At 35.3% G+C, this 21,766-nt stretch carries 18 protein-coding genes; 3 read left to right on the top strand and 15 right to left on the bottom strand.

Annotated features, from left to right (window positions below):
- From rfbC to LBU54_RS01710, 7 genes are read right to left on the bottom strand one after another with little or no spacing between them, the layout of a single operon-like run.
- Complete coding sequence (gene rfbC / locus LBU54_RS01740) at positions 1-540, bottom strand: dTDP-4-dehydrorhamnose 3,5-epimerase (RefSeq protein WP_224524746.1); 540 nt, start codon at positions 538-540, stop codon at positions 1-3.
- A 1-nt stretch (position 541) separates the two neighbouring features.
- Positions 542-1,405, bottom strand: a complete 864-nt coding sequence (rfbA, locus tag LBU54_RS01735; RefSeq protein WP_224524744.1) for a glucose-1-phosphate thymidylyltransferase RfbA — start codon at positions 1,403-1,405, stop codon at positions 542-544.
- The gene (gene rfbB / locus LBU54_RS01730) at positions 1,402-2,424 is read right to left on the bottom strand and encodes a dTDP-glucose 4,6-dehydratase (RefSeq protein ID WP_224524741.1); all 1,023 of its coding nucleotides are present in this window, start codon (positions 2,422-2,424) and stop codon (positions 1,402-1,404) included. Before rfbB ends, rfbA begins: the two co-directional genes overlap by 4 nt.
- Entirely contained in the window at positions 2,417-3,469 is a 1,053-nt protein-coding gene (locus LBU54_RS01725; protein ID WP_224524737.1) for a hypothetical protein, read from the bottom strand. The genes rfbB and LBU54_RS01725 overlap by 8 nt, the downstream gene beginning before the upstream one ends.
- Positions 3,470-3,472: 3 nt before the next feature.
- On the bottom strand, positions 3,473-5,164 hold the full coding sequence (locus LBU54_RS01720) for a DUF6909 family protein (protein WP_224524734.1): 1,692 nt from the start codon (positions 5,162-5,164) through the stop codon (positions 3,473-3,475).
- A gap of 26 nt (positions 5,165-5,190) precedes the next feature.
- Positions 5,191-6,693, bottom strand: coding sequence for a GH3 auxin-responsive promoter family protein (locus LBU54_RS01715; protein ID WP_224524731.1), 1,503 nt, complete (start codon positions 6,691-6,693; stop codon positions 5,191-5,193).
- A complete protein-coding gene (locus LBU54_RS01710) occupies positions 6,693-7,562 on the bottom strand; it encodes a M23 family metallopeptidase (RefSeq protein WP_224524728.1) in 870 nt (289 codons plus the stop codon). The genes LBU54_RS01715 and LBU54_RS01710 overlap by 1 nt, the downstream gene beginning before the upstream one ends.
- Positions 7,563-7,675: 113 nt before the next feature.
- Here LBU54_RS01710 and LBU54_RS01705 point away from each other — a divergent pair, with 113 nt between their 5' ends.
- Entirely contained in the window at positions 7,676-7,855 is a 180-nt protein-coding gene (locus LBU54_RS01705; protein WP_224524717.1) for a twin-arginine translocase TatA/TatE family subunit, read from the top strand.
- A gap of 53 nt (positions 7,856-7,908) precedes the next feature.
- Here LBU54_RS01705 and LBU54_RS01700 read toward each other — a convergent pair whose 3' ends face one another.
- The 3 genes from LBU54_RS01700 to LBU54_RS01690 are packed head-to-tail and all read right to left on the bottom strand — an operon-like array spanning position 7,909 to position 11,712.
- Entirely contained in the window at positions 7,909-8,889 is a 981-nt protein-coding gene (locus tag LBU54_RS01700; RefSeq protein ID WP_224524715.1) for a DUF4837 family protein, read from the bottom strand.
- A 22-nt stretch (positions 8,890-8,911) separates the two neighbouring features.
- Positions 8,912-10,465: a LysM peptidoglycan-binding domain-containing protein gene (locus LBU54_RS01695; protein ID WP_224524714.1), complete on the bottom strand. Its 1,554-nt coding sequence runs from the start codon at positions 10,463-10,465 to the stop codon at positions 8,912-8,914.
- A gap of 59 nt (positions 10,466-10,524) precedes the next feature.
- A complete protein-coding gene (locus tag LBU54_RS01690) occupies positions 10,525-11,712 on the bottom strand; it encodes a phosphoglycerate kinase (protein ID WP_224524711.1) in 1,188 nt (395 codons plus the stop codon).
- 100 nt (positions 11,713-11,812) lie between these two features.
- On the opposite strand from LBU54_RS01690, the gene LBU54_RS01685 reads away from it, so the two are divergent.
- Positions 11,813-12,970, top strand: coding sequence for a DNA polymerase III subunit (locus tag LBU54_RS01685; protein ID WP_224524707.1), 1,158 nt, complete (start codon positions 11,813-11,815; stop codon positions 12,968-12,970).
- Between the two features lie 27 nt (positions 12,971-12,997).
- On the opposite strand, the gene LBU54_RS01680 is transcribed toward LBU54_RS01685, so the two are convergent.
- The 5 genes from LBU54_RS01680 to LBU54_RS01660 form a co-directional block, all read right to left on the bottom strand.
- Positions 12,998-13,525 (bottom strand): OmpH family outer membrane protein, encoded by a 528-nt coding sequence (locus tag LBU54_RS01680; RefSeq protein ID WP_224524703.1) that lies wholly within the window; start codon positions 13,523-13,525, stop codon positions 12,998-13,000.
- 196 nt (positions 13,526-13,721) lie between these two features.
- Positions 13,722-14,591, bottom strand: a complete 870-nt coding sequence (locus tag LBU54_RS01675; protein WP_224524700.1) for a class I SAM-dependent methyltransferase — start codon at positions 14,589-14,591, stop codon at positions 13,722-13,724.
- Between the two features lie 43 nt (positions 14,592-14,634).
- Positions 14,635-16,506: a tRNA uridine-5-carboxymethylaminomethyl(34) synthesis enzyme MnmG gene (mnmG, locus tag LBU54_RS01670; protein ID WP_224524697.1), complete on the bottom strand. Its 1,872-nt coding sequence runs from the start codon at positions 16,504-16,506 to the stop codon at positions 14,635-14,637.
- Between the two features lie 81 nt (positions 16,507-16,587).
- On the bottom strand, positions 16,588-16,995 hold the full coding sequence (ybeY, locus tag LBU54_RS01665) for an rRNA maturation RNase YbeY (RefSeq protein WP_224524694.1): 408 nt from the start codon (positions 16,993-16,995) through the stop codon (positions 16,588-16,590).
- Positions 16,982-20,581 (bottom strand): DUF4175 family protein, encoded by a 3,600-nt coding sequence (locus tag LBU54_RS01660; RefSeq protein ID WP_224524678.1) that lies wholly within the window; start codon positions 20,579-20,581, stop codon positions 16,982-16,984. The genes ybeY and LBU54_RS01660 overlap by 14 nt, the downstream gene beginning before the upstream one ends.
- A gap of 101 nt (positions 20,582-20,682) precedes the next feature.
- Between LBU54_RS01660 and LBU54_RS01655 the strand changes: the two genes are divergently transcribed.
- Complete coding sequence (locus LBU54_RS01655) at positions 20,683-21,747, top strand: alkane 1-monooxygenase (RefSeq protein WP_224524676.1); 1,065 nt, start codon at positions 20,683-20,685, stop codon at positions 21,745-21,747.
- Positions 21,748-21,766 lie beyond the last annotated feature (19 nt).

Below are 21,766 nucleotides of genomic sequence, written 5' to 3'. Positions count from 1 at the left end.
TTAAATATTATTAAAACTGGGCAATGATAAATCTTTTTTTGAAATAATCAATTTTTTGTGATCTAAAACCCAATTTATATTTAAAGTGGTGTCATTAAATATAATACCTCCTTCAGAATCCTTGTTGTAATAGTTATCGCATTTGTAGTTAACAACTGCCTGTTTGGATAACGTTACAAAACCATGTGCAAATCCTGGTGGCATATATAATTGCTTTTTATTCTTGGCAGATAAAATTATAGACAAATGTTTTCCGTATGTAGGTGAACTTGGTCTCACATCTACTACAACATCTAATATTTTACCCTTAACAACTCTAATTAGTTTTGCTTGTGCGTGTTCTCCTCGCTGAAAATGTAGACCCCTCAACACTCCTTTTGAAGACTTTGATTCGTTATCTTGTACAAAGTTTAAATCTAATCCTATATGTTTTTTAAAAGTTGTTTTGTTGAAAGACTCAAAAAAATAACCTCTTTCGTCTCTAAAAATCGTTGGTTTTAGAATTACACAACCTTCTAACTCTGTTTTAGTAATAAGCATACTATCTTTTTAATAAACTTTTCAAATGATGACCGTAGCCACTCTTAAGTAGTGGCTCAATAAGTTTAATAAATTGTTCTTCATTAATATAGCCCATTTTTAAGGCGGCTTCTTCTATTGAGCCAATTTTTAAGCCTTGACGTTGTTCAATTACTTGCACAAATTGTGATGCTTGCATCAAAGAATTAAATGTGCCTGTATCTAGCCATGCTGTTCCTTTGTCAAGAACACTCACCTTCAAATTCCCTTCGTTTAAATACGCCTTATTAATGTCTGTTATCTCTAATTCACCTCTTTTACTAGGCTGAATATTCTTTGCTTTTTCAATAACAGAATTGTCATAAAAATAAATTCCTGGCACAGCATAATTTGATTTCGGATTAGTGGGTTTTTCTTCAATGGATATAGCATTTCCTTTCTCATCAAAATCCACTACACCATAACGCTGAGGGTCTTGGACGTGATAAGCATAAATTATACCTCCTTTTGGATTATTGTTCTTTTGAAGAAGGTCTGACAATCCTGTACCATAAAAAACATTATCTCCTAAAATAAGAGCTACTTTATCATTTCCAATAAAATTTTCCCCTATTAAAAAGGCTTCCGCCAAACCTTTAGGATAGGTTTGTGTGGCGTATTCAAAAGCACATCCGTATTTTTTGCCATCTCCTAAAAGTCTTTTAAAGAGCGGTAAATCGTCCGGTGTGGATATAATGAGGATTTGATTAATTCCCGCCCACATCAATGTTGACAATGGGTAGTAAACCATTGGCTTATCATAGATGGGCATTAGTTGCTTGCTTAAAGCAAGGGTTAAAGGGTATAATCTTGTTCCGGACCCTCCTGCTAAAACAATTCCCTTCATCCTTGATTATATTTTTTTAAATACCAATTTATTGTCTTTAAAATGCCTGTTTTAAAGCTTTCTTTTGCTTTCCAACCTAATTCATTCGTTATTTTTGATGCATCTATTGCATATCTATAATCGTGCCCAGGTCTGTCTTTAACAAATTTTATCTGATTAGTATAAGATTTTTCTTTGGGTACGATTTCATCTAATATATTACAAATATTTATTGCTATACTAATATTATTATACTCGTTACCACCACCAATATTGTATGTTTCTCCAGAAATTCCATTTTTAAAAGCTAAATCAATGCCATAACAGTGGTCCTCAACAAATAACCAGTCCCTAATATTTTTTCCGTCTCCATAAATTGGAATTTCTTCATTCTTTAGTGCCTTACGTATAATTGTAGGTATTAATTTTTCATCGTTTTGTTTGGGGCCATAATTGTTACTGCAGTTGGTTGTAACAACATTCATCCCATAGGTGTGGAAATAACTACGGACCAAAAAATCTGAAGAAGCTTTAGAGGCGCTATATGGGCTATTTGGTGCGTAGGGAGTGCTTTCTGTAAAAAAATCTGTCTCTCCCAACGAGCCATAGACTTCGTCCGTTGAAATATGATGAAATCGATTTGCCTCACACCCGTTTTTAAAGGAAAATGAACCATCCATCCAATTAGATCTCGCAACCTCTAATAGGTTAAATGTGCCAATTATGTTGGTGTTAATAAACTCATCGGGCTTAGCTATGGAGTTATCTACATGAGATTCTGCAGCGAAATGTATAACTCCATTAATTTTATAATCATTAAACAAATCATTCAAAAGGTCTTTATTACAAATATCGCCCTCAATGAAATTATACCTGTCAAGGTCTTTGACCTCGTCTAAATTAGAAAGCTCACCTGCATAGGTGAGCTTATCGATATTTACGATTTTGATTTTATCGTTTTTATTAAGACAATAAATAATAAAATTAGACCCAATAAAACCTGCTCCTCCAGTGACAAGTATGGTCTTTGAATTATTCATATTTTTTGATGTAGTTAAACACTCTGTATGCTATATAAACAACAATCAATAACATGAAAGAAACTATTGGGAATATTAAAGTATGTTTTTTCCATATAGAAGATTCTATAGATCCCACCTCTTCAAAACCAGAAAGTATGTCATAGAAATCACTTTCTTCAATCATCTTTTCATCAAGTATTCTTAGTCTATTCCGTATTTCTAATTCTTCTTTAAATAATTCATATTCCCTTGTGTTTGATCTTTCTTGTGTAACAGGAAAAATACCTCCAGCACCAATTGTAAGATTTTCTTTATCAGATTCTTTTTCTAAAATATTTAAATAGACATTTTGTAGGCTATCAACTCTTCTCAGTTCTCTCTGAAAACTAGCTTTTCTTATTAAAATTGTAGAGTCCCTAACTCTTTTGAGTTTTTGTGAATATTCATTTTCAAATGTTTTAACAAAACCCTTTTCAAGGCTTGGGAAAATGTCATTACTTTTTGCTTTTGCAACTATAGAGAAAACAGAACCTGCAAGTATGTCCCTATTTTCAATATAATCTTCATAGCTTATCTCCGCAGCCAAGGTGCTGTCAATAGATTTTCGATAATTATCATACTGTTGTAACAAATAGTTTTGAGTCTCGGGACCAATATGCATTTCAAAACCTCTTAAATGTCCCGCGCTAACCGTATCTATTTCAAATATCTCTGACAAAACCTTAACGTTTTTTGAACGAATTAATGCATTAAAATAATTTACATTATTGTCTAATTGATATTTTGAGTCGAAATAAGGCTTTACCAACATGTCAGAATAGTAGACAGGTTTTTGAAACTGCTCCGAGATATATCCGGCAATAGCAGAAAGCATTACAACGATTGCAACCAATTTAAAGTTGTTCACTATTGGTTTTAACGCATAAATGGTTGCTGAAAAAAGTGTTTTTACAATTCTTACTATTAATGCAAATAACTTTTCAAAAAGTCTAGCAATTGCGTTAAAAACATGACCTAAATCTACCTCTTCATTAGGATTGTTTTGTTTTAAATTCTCACTCATTTTTTAAGAATTAAATATTTGTTCCAAAATCTTTTTTGTAATGACATATGTTGGTTTAACACCAGAAACTCCAAGTCCTCCTGAAGCTAATGTGCTGCCCGTCTCTAAAGGATTATCACTTGCATAATACGCGTATCTTACTTTAACATCTTCATTGATATTGCCTCTAACTTTAGACGCGGCCTGTATGGCCTTTTGATAATGTGCGCCTTCCATCTCTAAACCTATTACGTTCCAGGTTGAGTTTTTAAAGAACTTTAAAATTTCTTTGTTCTGCAAAGAAGTGCCTAAAACAGTAATCATAGTGCCTTCGTAAACATCAACGCCGCAATCTACTAAATCGTTTTTAGATAATTCATTTTTAAACGGGTAATTATCTGCTGTGCCTTCAAAAATATGGGCAGATGGGATCATAACATCTCCTTTGCCTCCTTCAAGTATCCCTGCCTTACCCATTATTGAAATGGATTTTACATTTAAATGTGTCTTTTTACCACTTACTTTTACTGGCTTCAATAGCTCATCTAATGTTTCATAAGCTTGTTCTCCAAACGCGTAATCCATTACAAGAATTACTGCTTTTTCATTTTTTATTGATTCTTGATAATTAAACTTGGTTTTAGAAAAATCAATCTTGTCAGTATCAAAAATCTGAATATCAATGTTAGTCCCTGATGTATCCTTGATGTAAATCATTCCGTTTTGAAAAGCCACTTTTTCCACTTTGCCTCTTGCGGTATTATTAATTGGCAAGCTTAACGATTTATAAACTTCAAAAATATCTTTTTTAGCGTCAGCCCCTTTTAGTGTTGCGCCTGTAAATAATGAATTCATAACGCTATGCATATTAGCACTTATGATATGAATTGGCCTTTCTAACAAATTATTTTGATGTAATACTCTTTTTATTTCATCTGCCCATATTTCTCCGTGAATATGGTGCCCTAATCGTTCTCGCAGAACGGGACTAAAGGTTATTGTTCTCTTTTTGTTATATGTTTTCTCGTCAATTGCTAATTTACCCAACCAATAGATAATATGCAAGAACCGATCTGGTTGGCTATCAGCAGAAAAATCAGGATAAGCCAGAGTAATTTCATTAAAAGTTCTGCCTAATATATTGGCAGTATGAGTGATTGCTATTTCCCGGTCCTCTTGAGAAAGCTTTTTTGTAGCCTTAACTGCTTTTTCTAATTTTTCCCAATCTCTAATAGTATCGCCTTCTTCATTGATTAAGACACGTTTACTTATTTTATGAGACTCAACAAATAGAAACGTTAAATGGGTAAGGATATCGTAAATTTCAGAGCGTCCTCGCGTAATTTCAATATTCATCTGTTCGCTATCAATACGGTAGCAGTTTCGTCTTCTCTTTAATGGTATAATTGGTTTAAAATGCGAATTTGTATAACCCTCATCACTTGTTAAATTAATGTATGTGCATTCTTCAATACCTTTCGGCAATCGGTCAATTACATATAATAACCCGTCAAGCTCCGCTTTCTCATCTGCTATTGATCCATATATTTCTGGTCTTAAAAGAAGTAATGCTTCTCTAAGGGTCTCTCCTGAGACACCCATTGGTTTGTAAAACCCTCTATTAAACAAATGACGCATGGTTATATACATGCGCTCAATAGCATTTGAGCTTTCCTGAGCCCTTGTTCTTTTGTGGTTTTTGTTATTGTTCCCCATTATCTATTTTAACCTGCAAATATAGATTATTTGGTTAATTGCAGCTCATACAATTTTTGTGCTATCTTACGGTCATTAGACAATCTTGGTATTTTATTCTGTCCTCCTAGTTTTCCAATGGATTTCATATAAGTCTGGAAACCGTCTTTCTTGACTTTCGTAAGCTTTAATTGCGTTAGCACCTTTCCGTCTATTAAATCGAAATAATAGCTATTTTGTTGTTGTAAGGATTTATCCAAAGTATTAATAAATGCTATTTGATTAGCGGGTTCATTTTCAAATTCTATAAACCATTCGTGATATGGAAGGCCCTTCTCTGGATTAATTTGTGGCGCAACGGTAAACTCATTAACTGAAACTTCAGTATTTTCAATCGCGTCCTTCAGCGCTTGTTCAACTTCTTTGCCAATTACATGCTCACCAAAAGCAGAAATAAAGTGTTTTATTCTTCCGCTTACTATTACACGATATGGTTTTAATGAAGTAAACTCAACAGTGTCTCCAATATTATAGGCCCACAAGCCTGCAGATGTTGAAATTATCATTACATAATTTATACCAAGCTTTACATCTTTTATTGTAATTCTTTCGGGATTATCTTCAAAAAATTTATCAGCTTCTATAAACTCATAAAATATTCCTGAATTGAGTTGAAGCAACATACCTTTTTCAGACTGTTTGTCCTGAAAGGCAAAAAAACCCTCGCTTGCCGGATACAATTCTATACTATCAACCCTTTTTCCGATAAGATTTTCGAACTTAGCGCGATAAGGCTCGTAATTAACACCACCAAAGATGAATAAATTAAAATTCTTAAAAACCTCACCAACCTTTTTATCGGTTTTTTCAATTAGTTTCTCAAAATACATTTGTACCCAAGACGGAATTCCTGAAATAACAGTCATGTCTTCATTTACAGTTTCGTCAACAATGGCATCAACTTTAGTTTCCCAATCTTCAATACAATTGGTTTCAAGAGAAGGCATTCTGTTTTTTTGAAGATACTTTGGAACATAATGCGCTACAATTCCTGAAAGTCTCCCTAATTTAATCCCGTTCTTCTCTTCCAGCACAGGGCTACCTTGAAGGAATATCATTTTTCCATCAACAAAATCAATATTTCCAGTCTCATTGATATACATTAAAATGGCATTTCTGGCCGCTTTAACATGGGTTGGCATACTTTGTTTAGTAATAGGAATGTATTTTGAGCCAGAAGTAGTACCTGATGTTTTTGCAAAATACAATGGTTTCCCCCTCCAGAGAATGTCTTCTTCGCCGTTTACAACCCTATCTACATAAGGCCTTAAAGCCTCGTAATCTCTTACAGGGACTAAAGTCTTAAATTCTTCGTATGACTTGATAGAATGAAACTCGTGATCTTTTCCGAACGCAGTATTTTTAGCATTATATATTAAGTGTCTTAGTACATTTTCTTGGGTTTCTATTGGTTTATTTGCCCATTTTTGTATTCGCCTTGCAATTATTTTTGCAAATAGTTTAGAGAGTTTTGCTTTTAATGACGGCATTACTGAAAATCAATAAAATTAGTTGGATTAACGGGATAGCCTTTACTCCATAATTCAAAATGAAGATGTGGTCCCGTGCTTAACTCCCCCGTATTTCCAGACATGGCAATAACCTCACCTGCTTTGACTAAGTCACCCTGTGCTTTTGTTATGGCCGAATTGTGTTTGTAAACCGAGATCAGTTCTTGATTGTGTTTCATGATTACAACATAACCCGTTTCTACAGTCCACTCAGCGAACACAATTGTACCATCTGCAACAGCCTTAACAGGGGTATTGTTTGCAACGACAACGTCTACTGCAAAATGCTTTTCTTCAACATTATAACCCTCGGATATTGTCCCATTAACAGGTGGAAACAACACAAAATTTGACGGATCTATGGAAGATTCGAACAAGTTGTATTTATCTTCTTTCTCAACTTTAGCTCTTAACATGGAATCTTCTCTATTTTTTTCTACTTCAAGAATTTCAATATCATTTTTCGCAAGCGCCATTATAGAATCTCGATTAAAATTCACAGAAGAAATATCTCCTGTCAAAACTTTTCTAATTGAGGCATAGTACTGTTTATTTAGCTCTAATTCTCTAACCAAAGAATCTGTCTTATAATTTAAAAAAGAAGCTTGCCTTTTTAATTTCGCAGAAGAGTATCCGGGAATATATTCTCTTAAAGGTGTAAAAGCAATAAGAAGCGTTGTAAGGAAAACCAATACTATGGCCGAAATTGAAGTTAAAACAAACACGTTTAATCTAGAAAGTTTTAAAGCAAAACGCTCTTCAAAAGTGTCTTCGTTTAAAATTACTAACCGATATTGATGAAGTAATTTTTTAGCAAATTTCCTTTCTTTTTTTTTCTTTTTTGCCATTAAATCAAAATTAATCAAAATACTTAAACGTAAACTCTGCTTGGTGCTAAAGTTAGACAAACAACGTGGTTTTTTAAGTTTAATTATTAACTTTGTAATCTAAATTGAAAATTATGAGTTTTGTTACAATACCATTAGCAATTGGTTGGCCTCAGGTTGTACTGATAGCAGTAGTAATTTTAATCCTCTTTGGTGGAAGAAAAATCCCGGAACTAATGAGAGGTCTTGGTAGTGGATTAAAAGAATTCAAAGATGCAAGTAAGGATGAATCTGCAAAGGACGAAAAAGAATAAGAGATTAACAGCAATAAATAAAAAAAGCCAGCAGTAAACGCTGGCTTTTTTTATTATTTGATTTTTACAGATTTAATGATAGACTCCAGTTCAAAAACTAGATCGCGCTTACTGAGAGAGGGCGCATATACGTAACCGTCTGCAACTAAATATCTGTTATTAATTTTATCTTCAATCATGTAAGTGATAAAGGGTCCTGCCATAGGATATTCATTCATTCTCCAAACACTTCTAACTTCATAGGTTGGCTTATTGTCAATTATAGTATTAAACAATGAGGGCGCATAAGCTTCTTCGACCTTCATATAAATACCCTCTTCTCCTGGAATTTTTGTTTTAGTAATATTATCTCTCATTTTAACAATATCTACTACTGCACTATCACCTTTTGAAATGGTTTCAAGTGGTACCTCATAAAACATCAATTCCATAGTTTTAGAATTGCTAATATTCTTTCTAATCCAGAAAAAGTCATCTGTTGCCTTGCTAATTCGATATGCAGAAGGAATATCTACCGTAAAGCCTAGAGCTTCTTCCATTTTCTCATCACGCAATAGTGAAAGGTTTATTCGTCGTTGTTTTTCCTTTACTTCCTCCTTATTAAATGCGTCGATTATCTTGTCTTTGTTATCTTTTAATTGATTAATGATATCGTCGTCCGTCTTACCGCCAACAACAGCAACAGTTTGCGGTTTGGCGAAGGCTTCATCGACAATCTTTGTAGTTGCTTCTAAGTATTCCTTTTCAATCTTTAAAATTATTCTGCTTCTTGTTGCGAAGCCGTCAAAAACTTGTGGAGGTATTTGACGAATCTTAAATAAAGGTTCGTCTACTGGAAGTCCATTTAAAGGGGCCGCAAAAATACTGCGAATATTTTCACCAACTCGTCCTTCCCATAATTGGTTGTCTATTACGACAGAAATACTGTTTAAGTTTCCATTTGAAGCAGGTAAATAAACTTTTTTATCGTTTTTGGAATCGTTTCCACATGTGAACAATAAAAGGCAAATAAGCATTGAAAATATGACTCTCATTTTTTAAGAATTTTGTTGGTTACTACTCTGACACAATGAGTGTCATTCCTATTTTGAGATTATTACCACTAATATCGTTCCAATCTTTAAGATTTTGAACTGAAACTCCAGAAAATTTTTGTGCTATACTCCAAAGCGAGTCACCTTCTTTTACCTTGTAGGTCTTTCTTTCTCCAATTTTTACGGGTTTTTTTCCAGTTTTTTGGGGAGGTGGAGCAACAGGATTTCTTGGATATATGGTTAAGCGTTGGCCAATTCTAAGATTATTAGTTCTTAAACCGTTCCAACGTTTTATTTGGCTAACTCTAACACCATAACGTCTGGCTATTTTGCCTAAATAATCACCACTCTTTACCCGATATCTAATTTTAGTGTCCTGATTAAATAATTGCGGTAAAGGTTTCTCGCGTTTGTCAAATTCTGACTTTGCAAAAGCATAAATTTTTTCCTCGTTACTAGTAAAAATACCGACCGCCTCACGAGGTAGTCTTAGATAATAGGTTTTACCTTCAATCTTTGGAATTATGTCTAATTTGTAAGAAGGATTAAGAAATTGTAGCTCTTCAATATTAACCCCTGTTACCTCAGAAACTTGATCTAAGCTAATCATCTCTTTAACACGAATGGTATCTGTCTGTATGTGCTGAAAAGGTGGTCTTTCCGGTTTAAAACCATGTTCTTCTGCATATTCAAAAATATACATGGTAGCTAAAAATGAAGGTACGTAACCCGCTGTTTCTCGTGGTAAATTAGCCCTAATATTCCAATAATTTTTATAGCCTCCAGAGCGCCGAATTGCTTTATTAACATTTCCCGGGCCAGAATTATACGCAGCCAATGCTAAATCCCAATCGCCAAAGATTCTATAAAGCCTAGACAAATATTGTGCGGCTGCCGTTGTAGATTTGATTGGGTCGCTACGTTCATCTACATAGCTACTGACATCAAGTTTGTACTCTTTTCCTGTGGCAAACATAAACTGCCATAAACCTGTCGCGCCAACCCTAGATCTAGCTCTTGGTTTCAGAGCCGACTCGACAATGGCGAGATATTTCATTTCAAGAGGAATATTGTAATTATCAAATTCCTCCTCGAACATCGGAAAATAGAAGTGGCTCAGACCCATTAACCTTTCAAGCGAACTTCTTCTTTGTTTAAGAAAGCGCTTTATCACACTTTCTAGCGAAGGGTTGTATTCTACATTAAACGGTGTTCGCGCATTGAGTCGCTCTAGTCTCGCTTTGAGTGTGTCAGTTGAAAGCTCTGGGTAATCAACAGGTTCATAGGTGAGCTCGGAAATAGTCTTGTATATAGTATCGTATAAAGTATTATTATAGAGTTCTTCAAGCCATTTTGCATCTAATGCCTTTGCCTCTTCTAAATCTTGTAAGCTCTTAATGCCAAAAGAATCTTTTTCTATGGGAATTTTATTTTCCGTGCTAATTGGTCTTCCGTCAATAATGGAATCTCCAACCTTAATTGGCGTATTTCTACTACCAACAATAGTATCGTTTTGCGAAACACACAACTGTGCTAAGCAACAAATTAAACCGAGAAGTGTGGTCCTAAAATTCATGGATAATCCGTAACGGCGTTTATGTAAACGCTTTTCGAATTAAATATAGTATTTAAATCTTAATCTAAAATGGCCGCAATTCCAGGAAGCGTTTTGCCCTCAAGAGATTCTAACATTGCGCCACCTCCAGTACTTACATAGCTCACTTTATCTTCAAACCCAAACTGCTTAACCGCAGCAACTGAATCTCCCCCTCCAACTAAAGAAAATGCGCCATTTCTAGTAGAATTTGCGATAGAGTCACCTAGTGCAATTGTACCCTTTGAAAAGGTTTCCATTTCAAAAACTCCTAATGGCCCATTCCAAAGAATGGTTTTGCAATTATTAACCACTTGATCAAAGATTTCTAAGGACTTTGGCCCCGCATCCAAACCTTGCCATCCCTCAGGGATTTGATTAACGTCCACTACTTGAGTAGCCGCTTCATTGCTAAAGCTATCAGCCGCCACAACATCCACAGGCAAATGAATTTTTACACCTTTTGCTTCAGCTTGCCTCAGAATATCTAAAGCAAGTTCCATTTTGTCGTCTTCACAAATGGAATCTCCGATATTTCCGCCCTGAGCTTTAATAAAGGTAAATGTCATACCTCCTCCAATAATAAGGTGGTCTACCTTGTCTAATATATTTTCAATCACCGTTATTTTTGAAGAGACTTTAGCGCCTCCTAATACAGCAAGCACCGGTTTTTCTCCATCCTCCAATACTTTTTTAATGCTCTCAATTTCTTTTGCTAAAAGATGTCCAAAGCATTTGGCTTCTGGAAAAAATTGGGCAACTATAGTCGTTGATGCATGTGCTCTATGGGCTGTACCAAAAGCGTCATTTACATATATATCACCAAGTTGAGATAACTGTTTTGCAAAATCTACATCGCCTTGTTTCTCTTCGTCGTGAAAGCGCAGGTTCTCCAATAAGAGTATTTCTCCTGGTTCTAAACCATTGGCTTTTTCGGTTGCCTCCTCTCCGACACAGTCGCCCACAAACTTTACCTCAACACCCAGGATGTCCTCTATTTTAGATATAATATGCCTCAAAGAAAACTCGTCTTGTACGCCTTTTGGCCTTCCTAAATGAGACATTAAAACGCAACTACCACCATCCTCTAATATCTTAATAATTGTGGGTTTAGCTGATACAATTCTAGTTGCATCTGTAACTTCAAAATTGTCATTAAGAGGTACGTTAAAATCAACTCTAACTAGTGCTCTTTTATCTTTAAAATTAAAATCGTTTAATGTCTTCATTTCTTCTTATTTAAGTGACAAATATAAGTGCATAAAGTGCATTTGGCAAGATGAATATTAATAAGGCAATAAACAACAAAAAATTACATAGTTTTGCGCTATGCTTTTTTCGGAAGTCTTAGGTCAAAAACATATCAAAAACCATCTCACCACAAGTGTTGACAAGGGCAGAATTGCTCATGCTCAGTTATTTGTAGGGCCAGAAGGGTGCGGTACTTTGCCTATGGCACTGGCCTATGCCCAATATCTATTATGTAATAATGTAAACGAAGAAAATTCAGGTGGTAACGAGTCATGTAATTTAAAGTTTAAAAACTTTTCTCATCCTGACCTTCATTTCGCTTTTCCTGTAACGACAAGTAATAAGGTAAAAAGTAAGCCTGTTTCTAATTTTTACCTCGAAGAGTGGCGCCAATTATTAGAACAACAGCCTTACGGAAATTTGTTTGATTGGTATAAACTGCTTGGGGTTGACAATAAACAAGGACAAATTGGTGTAGACGAGGCACATGAAATTGTGAAATCTCTTTCCCTGAAATCTTATGAAGGCGGGTACAAAGTTATGATAATTTGGATGGCCGAAAAAATGAATACGCCCTGTGCAAACAAATTATTAAAGCTTATTGAGGAGCCTCCGGAAAAAACAGTTTTTATTCTTATTGCTGAAGATGAAGAACAAATTATAAATACCATTAGGTCGCGTTGCCAAGTTTTACATTTTCCACTTTTATCCGAAGAAGTTATAGCAGAAGCTTTGGTAAAAAATTACCACATTGAAAAATCAATTGCCTCAAAAATTGCACACCAATCTAATGGAAATTACAACAAGGCCTGTGATCTTATTTATCAAGACAGTGAAGACATACAGTTTGAAAAATGGTTTGTTGCTTGGGTTAGATCTGCATTTAAAGCGAAGGGTAATAAAGGTGCTATACATGATTTAATTTTATGGTCCGAGGAAATTGCTAAAACAGGCAGGGAAACACAAAAGAAATTTTTAAACTTTTGCTTAAATTATTTTAGACAAGCATTATTGCTGAATTATAAGGCTAACCAATTAGTATATTTAGAACCCAAGTCAGAAAATTTTAAACTTGAAAAATTTGCGCCGTTTGTTCATGACAACAATATAATGGAGATTTCACACGAACTTCAAGAAGCTGTATACCATATTGAAAGAAATGGTAATTCTAAAATTATTCTGACAGATTTATCAATTAAACTGACGCGATTACTACATAAAAAAAGCCAAGCATAAGCCTGGCTTTATTGATTTTTATACTAATTACTCTTTGTCTTCAGACTTAGATCCTACACCATTAAGCATGGTTAGGATTTCTTCCGTAATATCCTGTTTATCAGCACCATATAATACACTTCCAGCTTCATTCGCACCTAAAATAAATGTGTAACCATTCTGTTTTCCATAGTCTTTTATAAATGCTTTTACCTGCTTAACAAGGGTATCTATTTCTTTTTGGCCTTCAGCTTGTAATAGTTTCTCCTCATTATTAAGTTGATAATCTTGCATTTGTTTTTTTTGCACAAGCGCGTTGTACTCTTCTTCTGCCTTACTTTGACTCATCTTTGTTGCACGAGACTGAAACATTTGTGCTTCTAATTGAATTGCTTTCTGTAAGCTGTCTGCTTTTTTATTGAAATTTTCAATTTTGATTTTGAACTTTTCTTCAAAGTCTTTTTTCTTTTGATAATCATTCACAACCTTGGTATTATCCACAAAAGCAATTTTTTGTTGTTCTTGACAGGATGAAAACGTTAGCGCTATGATACAAATCGTTATTAGTTTTTTCATGATATTGATTTCAATTTAATTTTTGCAAATGTATAAAAGTAAACTAGTGAAACATATTTTTATAAGATATATACAAAAACTATAATTTAATGTGTAGCTATTTGTTTTATCAATAAATATTTGAGTCAAATAAAGCGTTTTAAAGAGATTTTAAAACTGAAAGGTGTAATTGTGAATCTATTCCTTAAATAGTTTATTACAGCGCAAGAGAAAGGGTACTAGTCTTTTTAATAATATAAATAAGCGATGAATACTCTTTTGAATCTCTTGCTTTAATATTAGAAAGTAATCCTATCCAAAACGCCTTGATCGGATTCATAAAATCGCTCTTATATTTTTCAGACAATAAGCTTACATAGAACGAATCAAAAATCATTGGACGAGTACTAACAACTGTAAAACCAAATTTTCCAAAAAGGTGCTTAATAGATTGTCTTGAGAAGTGCCATAAATGCCTTGGTACATCATAAGCTGCCCAAAACGATTTATAATGCTGTGCATCATAACTTTTAAAATTAGGAACTGCAACAACAAGAAAACCGTTAGGTTTTAAAAGGTTTTTAAAAAGACTAATGTGAGTTTCCAACTTTGGAAGGTGTTCAAGAACATGCCAAAGTGTAATTACATCAAAACTATTTTCCTCAATACTTAATAGCTGCTCAGCCTCAAATACTTTGTTCCCTGTTTTGTCATTCGCAATTGTCCTGGCTTGAACATTCGGTTCAATTCCAGTGATTGACCAACCAGAATTTTGAGCGGTTCTTAAAAAATCGCCTGTGCCACAACCAATATCTAACAGGTCTTTGGCTTCTGTATCAAATGAATTGATGAGCTTCAACTTATTTCTTAAAGCTCTCGATCTAATTATGTGATACGCATATTCGAATACGTTTCGCTTAGAATCTGTATGCGAAATATAATCTTCGCTCTTATAATACTGAGATAATTTCTCTTCTGTAGGCTTTGGAAAAGTCTCCAACATTTGGAGATCTTCATTAAGAATCAGTTGAAATTCTTCTCCAGAAACGGAATGGTCTTTTACCTTTAAATAAGTTGATTGGTTCATTTTACCATTCATTTTACGATAGAATGTTTCACGTGGAACACTATTATCTTCCTAAATAAACTAATAAAACTGAAATATCGTTAGGAGAAACACCACTAATTCTAGCGGCTTGAGAGATGGTTACGGGTTGAATCTCCTTCAGCTTTTGGCGTGCCTCCGTGCTCATAGATTTCAGTTTAGAATAATCAAATCCTTGTGGAATCTTTAAATTCTCTAACCTATTTAGTTTATCGGCATTATTCTTTTCCTTCTCTATGTATCCTGAATACTTGACTTGAATTTCAGCCTGTTCGATAACCTCAGAATCTAATTCGTTCTGGTCTAAATACTTCTCAACAGCCTTAAACTTCCTTACATCATCGATCGTAATATTGGGTCTCGCAAAGAGTCTAAACATCTTATCCTGCTGTTTAACCGGAGCACTATTTTTAGATTCTAACACAGGGTTTGCCTCCTCAGGTTTTACGCTAGTATCTCTAAAAAATTGTACAAAAGCATCAGATTTAGATTTCTTTTCTTCCATCCGTCGTAAGCGTTGCTCCGACGCTAAACCCAATTCATATCCTTTCGGCGTTAATCGAAAATCAGCATTGTCTTGTCTTAATAGGGTTCTGTATTCCGCTCTAGATGTAAACATTCTATAAGGCTCTTCTGTTCCCTTGGTGATTAAATCATCTATTAGTACGCCGATATAAGCTTCATCTCTTTTAAGGGTAAATGGATCTCTTTCTTGAACCTTTAAACTGGCATTAATTCCTGCCATTAAACCTTGTGAGGCCGCCTCTTCGTATCCGGTTGTACCATTTATTTGACCCGCAAAAAACAGCCCATCAACTAGTTTCGTTTCTAATGTGTGCTTCAATTGAGTGGGCGGAAAATAATCGTACTCTATAGCATAACCCGGTCTAAAAAACTTAACATTCTCAAAACCCACAACTGACCTTAAAGCTTTAAATTGTACATCTTCAGGTAACGAGGTCGAAAAGCCGTTTACATAAACTTCAACGGTGTTCCAGCCTTCAGGTTCTACAAATAATTGATGTCTATCCTTATCTGCAAAACGATTTATTTTATCTTCAATTGATGGACAATATCTTGGGCCAACACTTTTAATACGTCCATTGAACATTGGCGACCGATCAAATCCTTCGCGTAACAAATCATGTACTTCTGGACTCGTATACGTCATGTGACAAGAACGCTGCTCTTTAAGTGGTTTGGTGGCGTCTAAATATGAAAACTTTTCTGGGCTTTTATCTCCTGGTTGTTCAATCATTTTCGAATAATCCAGAGACCTTCCGTCAATCCTCGGAGGTGTACCCGTTTTCATTCTACCCGAATCAAAACCTATTTCAATAAGCTCCTCAGTAATTCCTGTTGCTGCACGCTCACCTGCTCTACCTCCTCCAAAATTCTTGTCGCCTATATGAATAAGACCGTTTAAAAAAGTACCATTCGTTAGAACCACTGTTTTGGCCTTTACCTTTATTCCTAAAGATGTTTTAACCCCAACTATTCTATCTCCTTCTATCAATAACCCTGAAACCATTTCTTGATAAAAATCAAGATTTGGCGTTTTCTCTAGCATTAGCCTCCAATCCTCTGCAAATCGCATTCGGTCGCTCTGCACCCTTGGGCTCCACATTGCAGGCCCTTTAGATTTATTAAGCATTTTAAACTGAATAGCAGAGGTATCAGAAACAATACCGCTGTAACCACCCAGGGCATCAATTTCACGTACAATTTGGCCTTTGGCAATACCACCCATTGCGGGATTGCAAGACATTTGTGCAATATTTTGAAGGTTCATTGTAATTAACAATGTTTTGCTTCCCATGTTGGCTGCCGCTGCCGCGGCTTCACTGCCAGCGTGACCAGCTCCAACTACAATAACATCATATACATCGTTAAACATGATTCTTAATCTAGCGTTCCACGTGGAACAATTTGTTTAAAAAATTTAAGTTTGCAAATATACGTTGAATCTATGATAGCATCAATACCTAACCATATAGTATTCTTCCTTAGAGCGCATGATTTTTGCTTGGCCATCTGTTTTATCTTTGTAACCACAAAAATGCAGTATTCCATGTATCATAACACGTAATAGCTCGTTATTAAAATCTACATTATAATACGTTGCATTTTCCTGTACCCTTTCTACAGAAATAAAAATATCCCCTTGTATAATTTTTCCTACAGTATAATCAAAGCTAATAATGTCCGTTAAAGTATCGTGACCAAGGAATTCTACATTAAGTTTGTGTAAGTAAGGGTCGGTACAAAAAATGTAATTTACATCACCCAATTTAAAATTCTCTTCAGACACAGCGTCATTAATCCAATGCTCTAATTTCTCTTCGTTGTTAAGTTTAAAATCGGCTTCATAATTAAAATTTACCATCTGCGCTTTTGAAATAATCTTGAATCTTTTTCTTTAAATGATTTCGTAAAGGTAAGACTTGCCTGTTTAATATTTCAGTAGTATTGAAATACTGTTTGGCTGTTGGTATTTGGTTGGTATTTGTATTATTAAACTCCTTCTTATTAGTCTCAGATTCTCTCTTAGAATCTTGTCCTTGTAGAAACGTAGCGTTCTCTAATTTCAACAACTGGTGTTGCAGATCCATCATCTTTTGGAGCGTCTGATTTGTGAATCCATAGTTAAGTAAATCAAGCTCTACTTCTTCCATCTGCTTAATTAACTCACCCGCTGATTGTATTTCACCATCTTTTGAGATTTTATCCTCCAGCGCCTGCCTAAGTTGTTGTTGGCGTTGGTAAATTTTGAACAGCTCAGCGTTTTGTTCTTCATTGCCACCTTGTCCATAGCCGTCATTATTCTCTTCGCCATCTTGATCTCCATGTCCGTCCTGCCCTCTTGAGCCATTCTTACCGTCTTTGGAGTTGCCGTTATTATTGTTGCCTTTTCCCTCACCATCTTGCTGGCCATTATTTCCGTTCTGTCCACTCTGTCCGTTTTGATTTCCATTTTCACCAGATTGACCATTCTCGCCCTTACTCGCTTCTTGACCTTCATTGCCCTCGCTTTCACCCTTACCTTTCTCGCCTTTTTCACCTTGTTCTTTACCCTTGCCTTCTTTACCCTCTTGCCCTTCTTTTCCTTCAATTCCTTTTTCGCTCTTCTTAACGCCTTCTTCCATTTGTTTATTGAGCTCTTCCTGCGACATAATTATGTCTTGCAGCTGTTGCCCCTTTCCTTGACCTGTGCTAGGCATTGCGTTCATGGACATTTCCATATTGTCTAAAACATCGCTAAGGAAACTTGCTAGTTCATTACTGGCGGTGATTGCATATTGTTGTGCAGCTATGCCTTGATACAGCCTGTTCTCGGTTAATTGATCCAAGGATTTATCAATGTTGAAATAAACCTCTGTAATTTGAGAATTTACCTTTTCGGAAATTTTTGGTTGTCTCAATGAAAGTGCAAACAGGCTGTCGTCAACGTGCTCAAAATGCTCTCTCAAATTACTTTGCTCTATAATATATTTGCCATACTTGTTGTTGTCAATATTAATCTCTTCGAATGTGTTCATCAACGCTTCTTGATCAAATGAAAACAGCAGAAGATTTTCCAGAATCTGGCGAAGCATATCAACATCCTCTTCTGCCTGGTCGCCTCCTCCGGCTCCTCCTGAAAGCGATTGCTTCATCATCTCGCTAAGTTGCTTCATTTTCTTTGAAGCCTTTTTTTGACGCTCCTTCGCCTTTTGAAGCTGTTCTTTAGACTCTTGTGTTTCTTGTCCTTTCTGCTCTTCTATTAGCTCCTTTTCTTCTAAAGATTCCTTAGCATCATTTTGGTCAAAATTGACTTCGCTCTCAATGAATTCATCTCGAGGTACATTCATGGGTTTTTGTAACCTTCTGTCGTCGCGTTTTAATTCGTCAATATCTTCCTGAAGCTTCTTGAACTCATCCTGGAGTTTCTCCTGGTTTTCCTTATTGTTTTCGTCCTTATTCTCAGAGAGCTTTTCTTGCTTTTCGGATAGTTCATCCAATTGATTGGCTATCTTCTCAGTCTTTTTCATAACATAAAAACGCTTTGTCAATTCTAACAATTGATTCATGCTGCGCTTTTTATTTTTGTTTTGCTTTGCAAGCTCTTCTAGCTTCTGAGTGAATTCTTCCTTATTAATCTTATCCTTTAGTTCTTCCAATTCCTTCAAAAGCTCTTCGTCTTGCTTCAATTTTTGCTCATTTTCCTTAAGACGTTCTTGTAAATCCTTTTTGAATTGGTCTTCCTCCTTTTTTTCGTTTTGAAACTCTTTAAGATTATCCTGGAGTTTTTTATTGAAGTTCTTCATCAGCTGTTCTTGTTGCTTTTGGCGCTTCAAAAACTCTTCGAACTTTTTCTTATCATTAAAATTCAGTTGCTCCTTCTCTTTCTGTGTTTTAGAAAACTCCTCAAGCTTTTTGTCCTGCTCCTCAAGCTTCTCAAAAGTCTTGCTTATATCGTTTATGGTTTTGTTCTGTTCCTGAAGTTGTTTCTGCTCTTCTTCTTCCTTTGTAAGTTTTCTATAGCTAAACACACTACTTTTTGTTCGTTTAAACTTGTTAACCAGATCATTATCGAAAACCTCAAAATACAACTGATAGCTTACACCTTCACGGAGATTCAATTGGTTTGGAAAAGCTGTTACAAACTCACTAAAATTAGACTTTGACACCATTAGCTCTTCGGTGGTTTTATGAGTTTCGTCCTCAGCAGGATAATAAACCAACTGCAATTTGCTTAATCCGTAATCATCACTTGCTTGGCCATAAAAATATAAGCTTTGCTGATCCATAGTATCCTTCTGAACTACGATTTTAAGCTCAGGGTGTGCATCTTTAACCACACTGATATTATAAGCCAAATTCTCGTAGTCCTTGAGCTTCTTGTTACTTGTCGTTATGTTGTAGTTGTAGTTACTATACAAGCGCTTGGAGGCTACAAATCGCCCTTCTTCATCTTGCTCAAAACTTAATGTATCCTTAGAATAAATGTTAACCGTAGTGGTTGATTTGGTTTGAGCTCTCCAGGTAACCTTAGTGCCTTCTGGGACAATTGCTGAGCCAGTACTTTTCAGCACCTCGTCTTGCTTCTTAGTATGTGATGGATAATCTAAAACCATCTCGAATTTAGTAAGATTTGGTGTGTTTAGGACCTCTAACACATAAGGTTTTGAAGATGTGCCGTTTGCCGTGAGGGTAAACTCAGTATTCTCTTTTATTAGATTAAAAACAAATTGAAATTCTCCAGGTGCAATTGGTTGCAAATAATACGATTGGTCATTAAATCGTATCTGTGCATTTTCTGGTATTACATCTCCTGCGGTTCTTACCTTAAGCTTAAAATCTTTATTCTCTATTGCATTCAAAGATTCATTAATCACAAAAAATTGAAATGGCGCAGGTGGTTCATAAGCGGTTTTGTAGTTTACTACACGCTCGTAACTATTGCTAAACCAATTAATTTTACCCGAAACAAAAGACAAAAGCAAAATTATCACAGGTATTGCAGCGTACTTTAAGTATTTTAAGTTAGACCTGAAATTAATTGCCAACTGAAAGGGTACGAGCTTGAGCTCTTTTGCCTTCTGCTCTATACTAGCTAAAAGCAACTCTGAATGGTCTGAGCTTTTGCTAAGCTGTAACACGTTAAGCAGTTTATCATTTACCTCTGGAAAATGATTTCCAATGAGTTGGGAAGCTTTTTCGTGGTTGATTCCTTTCCGAAGTTTAAATAATTGGGCTAGAGGAATGGCGATAAATTTTAAAAACAGGACCAACTCAACCGCTACAAAAATCCAAAACAAGGCGGTTCTAGATGTGGTATTTAACCAAAGCAGGTGCTCAATAAATAGTGTTGCTAAAAAATAGAGAAATCCTATGGCAAAAAATAAAATTGCGCCCTTGAGAAGTTCGTTTGTATAATACTTCTTTATAAAGGCTTCAAGCTTCGATTTTATGTCATTAAAATTGCTCATTACTATATACTAACTTACTAAACTACAATTTTATTTTAATTGCCATTTCCCTAAATTTGGTAAGATTCTGTTAATTTAGAATCTATAAATGTTAAATTCATATGAAAGATCTAAAGTACTTAGCTGCATTTTCCATACCTTCCGTTGCACTTATTGGATTAATGTTTCAAAATTATTGGGTCTGGGCCACGCCTGTTTTTGCGTTTGTATGTATTCCTGTGTTAGAACTTATTTTTCCTATGGACACATCAAACTTGGATGATAAAACCGCAGATTCTAAACTCAAAAACAAAGTGTTCGATTGGCTGCTATACCTAAACCTTCCTGTAGTATATGGGATTTTAATTTATGGGCTGTATCTAGTCTCTACATCAAATTTAGAAACTTATGAATTCGTTGGCCTCATATTTTCTGTCGGTATCGTGTTAGGCGTAAATGGAATAAATGTTGGGCACGAACTTGGCCACAGGCAGAAAACGAATGAACGCTTTCTGGGGAAAGCATTGCTCCTGCCCTCCTTTTACATGCACTTTTACATTGAGCATAATTATGGGCATCATCTTAATGCAGCAACACCTGAAGATCCTGCCACAGCAAAATATAATCAATCCGTTTACTCCTTTTGGTTTACCTCAACCATAAGACAATATTTTAGTGCGTGGCGTATTCAAAAAAAGCTTCTAAAAAATACTGGTAATTCATTTTGGTCATTTAAGAATGATATGCTTTGGTACACCTTTATTCAATTGGCCTATCTAGCTTTAGTTGTTCTCACTTTTGGCCCAAAAACATTGCTGTTTGCTATAGCTTCAGGTATTGTTGGTTTTGTTCTGTTGGAAACCGTCAATTATATTGAGCATTATGGTTTATTGCGTTCACAAACGAAATCTGGTCGATATGAACGCGTTAAAGAGGTGCACTCGTGGAACTCGAACCATGTAATTGGGCGTATTGTTTTGTATGAATTAACAAGGCATAGTGATCATCATTACAAGTCCTCAAAGAAATATCAAGTTTTACACTGTCACGAAGAAAGTCCTCAAATGCCTTTTGGATATCCAACCTCTATGGTTTTGTCTATGGTTCCGCCACTATGGTTTAAAATTATGAACAGCCGTGTGCCAAGGTCAATGATTGTATCTTGGACTTTAATTGCTTTGTTGTAAAGCTATATCAAACTATCTT

It is taken from the genome of Winogradskyella alexanderae, assembly GCF_020166335.1.
In the GTDB taxonomy this organism is placed as follows: Bacteria; Bacteroidota; Bacteroidia; order Flavobacteriales; family Flavobacteriaceae; genus Winogradskyella; species Winogradskyella alexanderae.
This window is presented reverse-complemented; position numbering and strand designations above follow the sequence as displayed.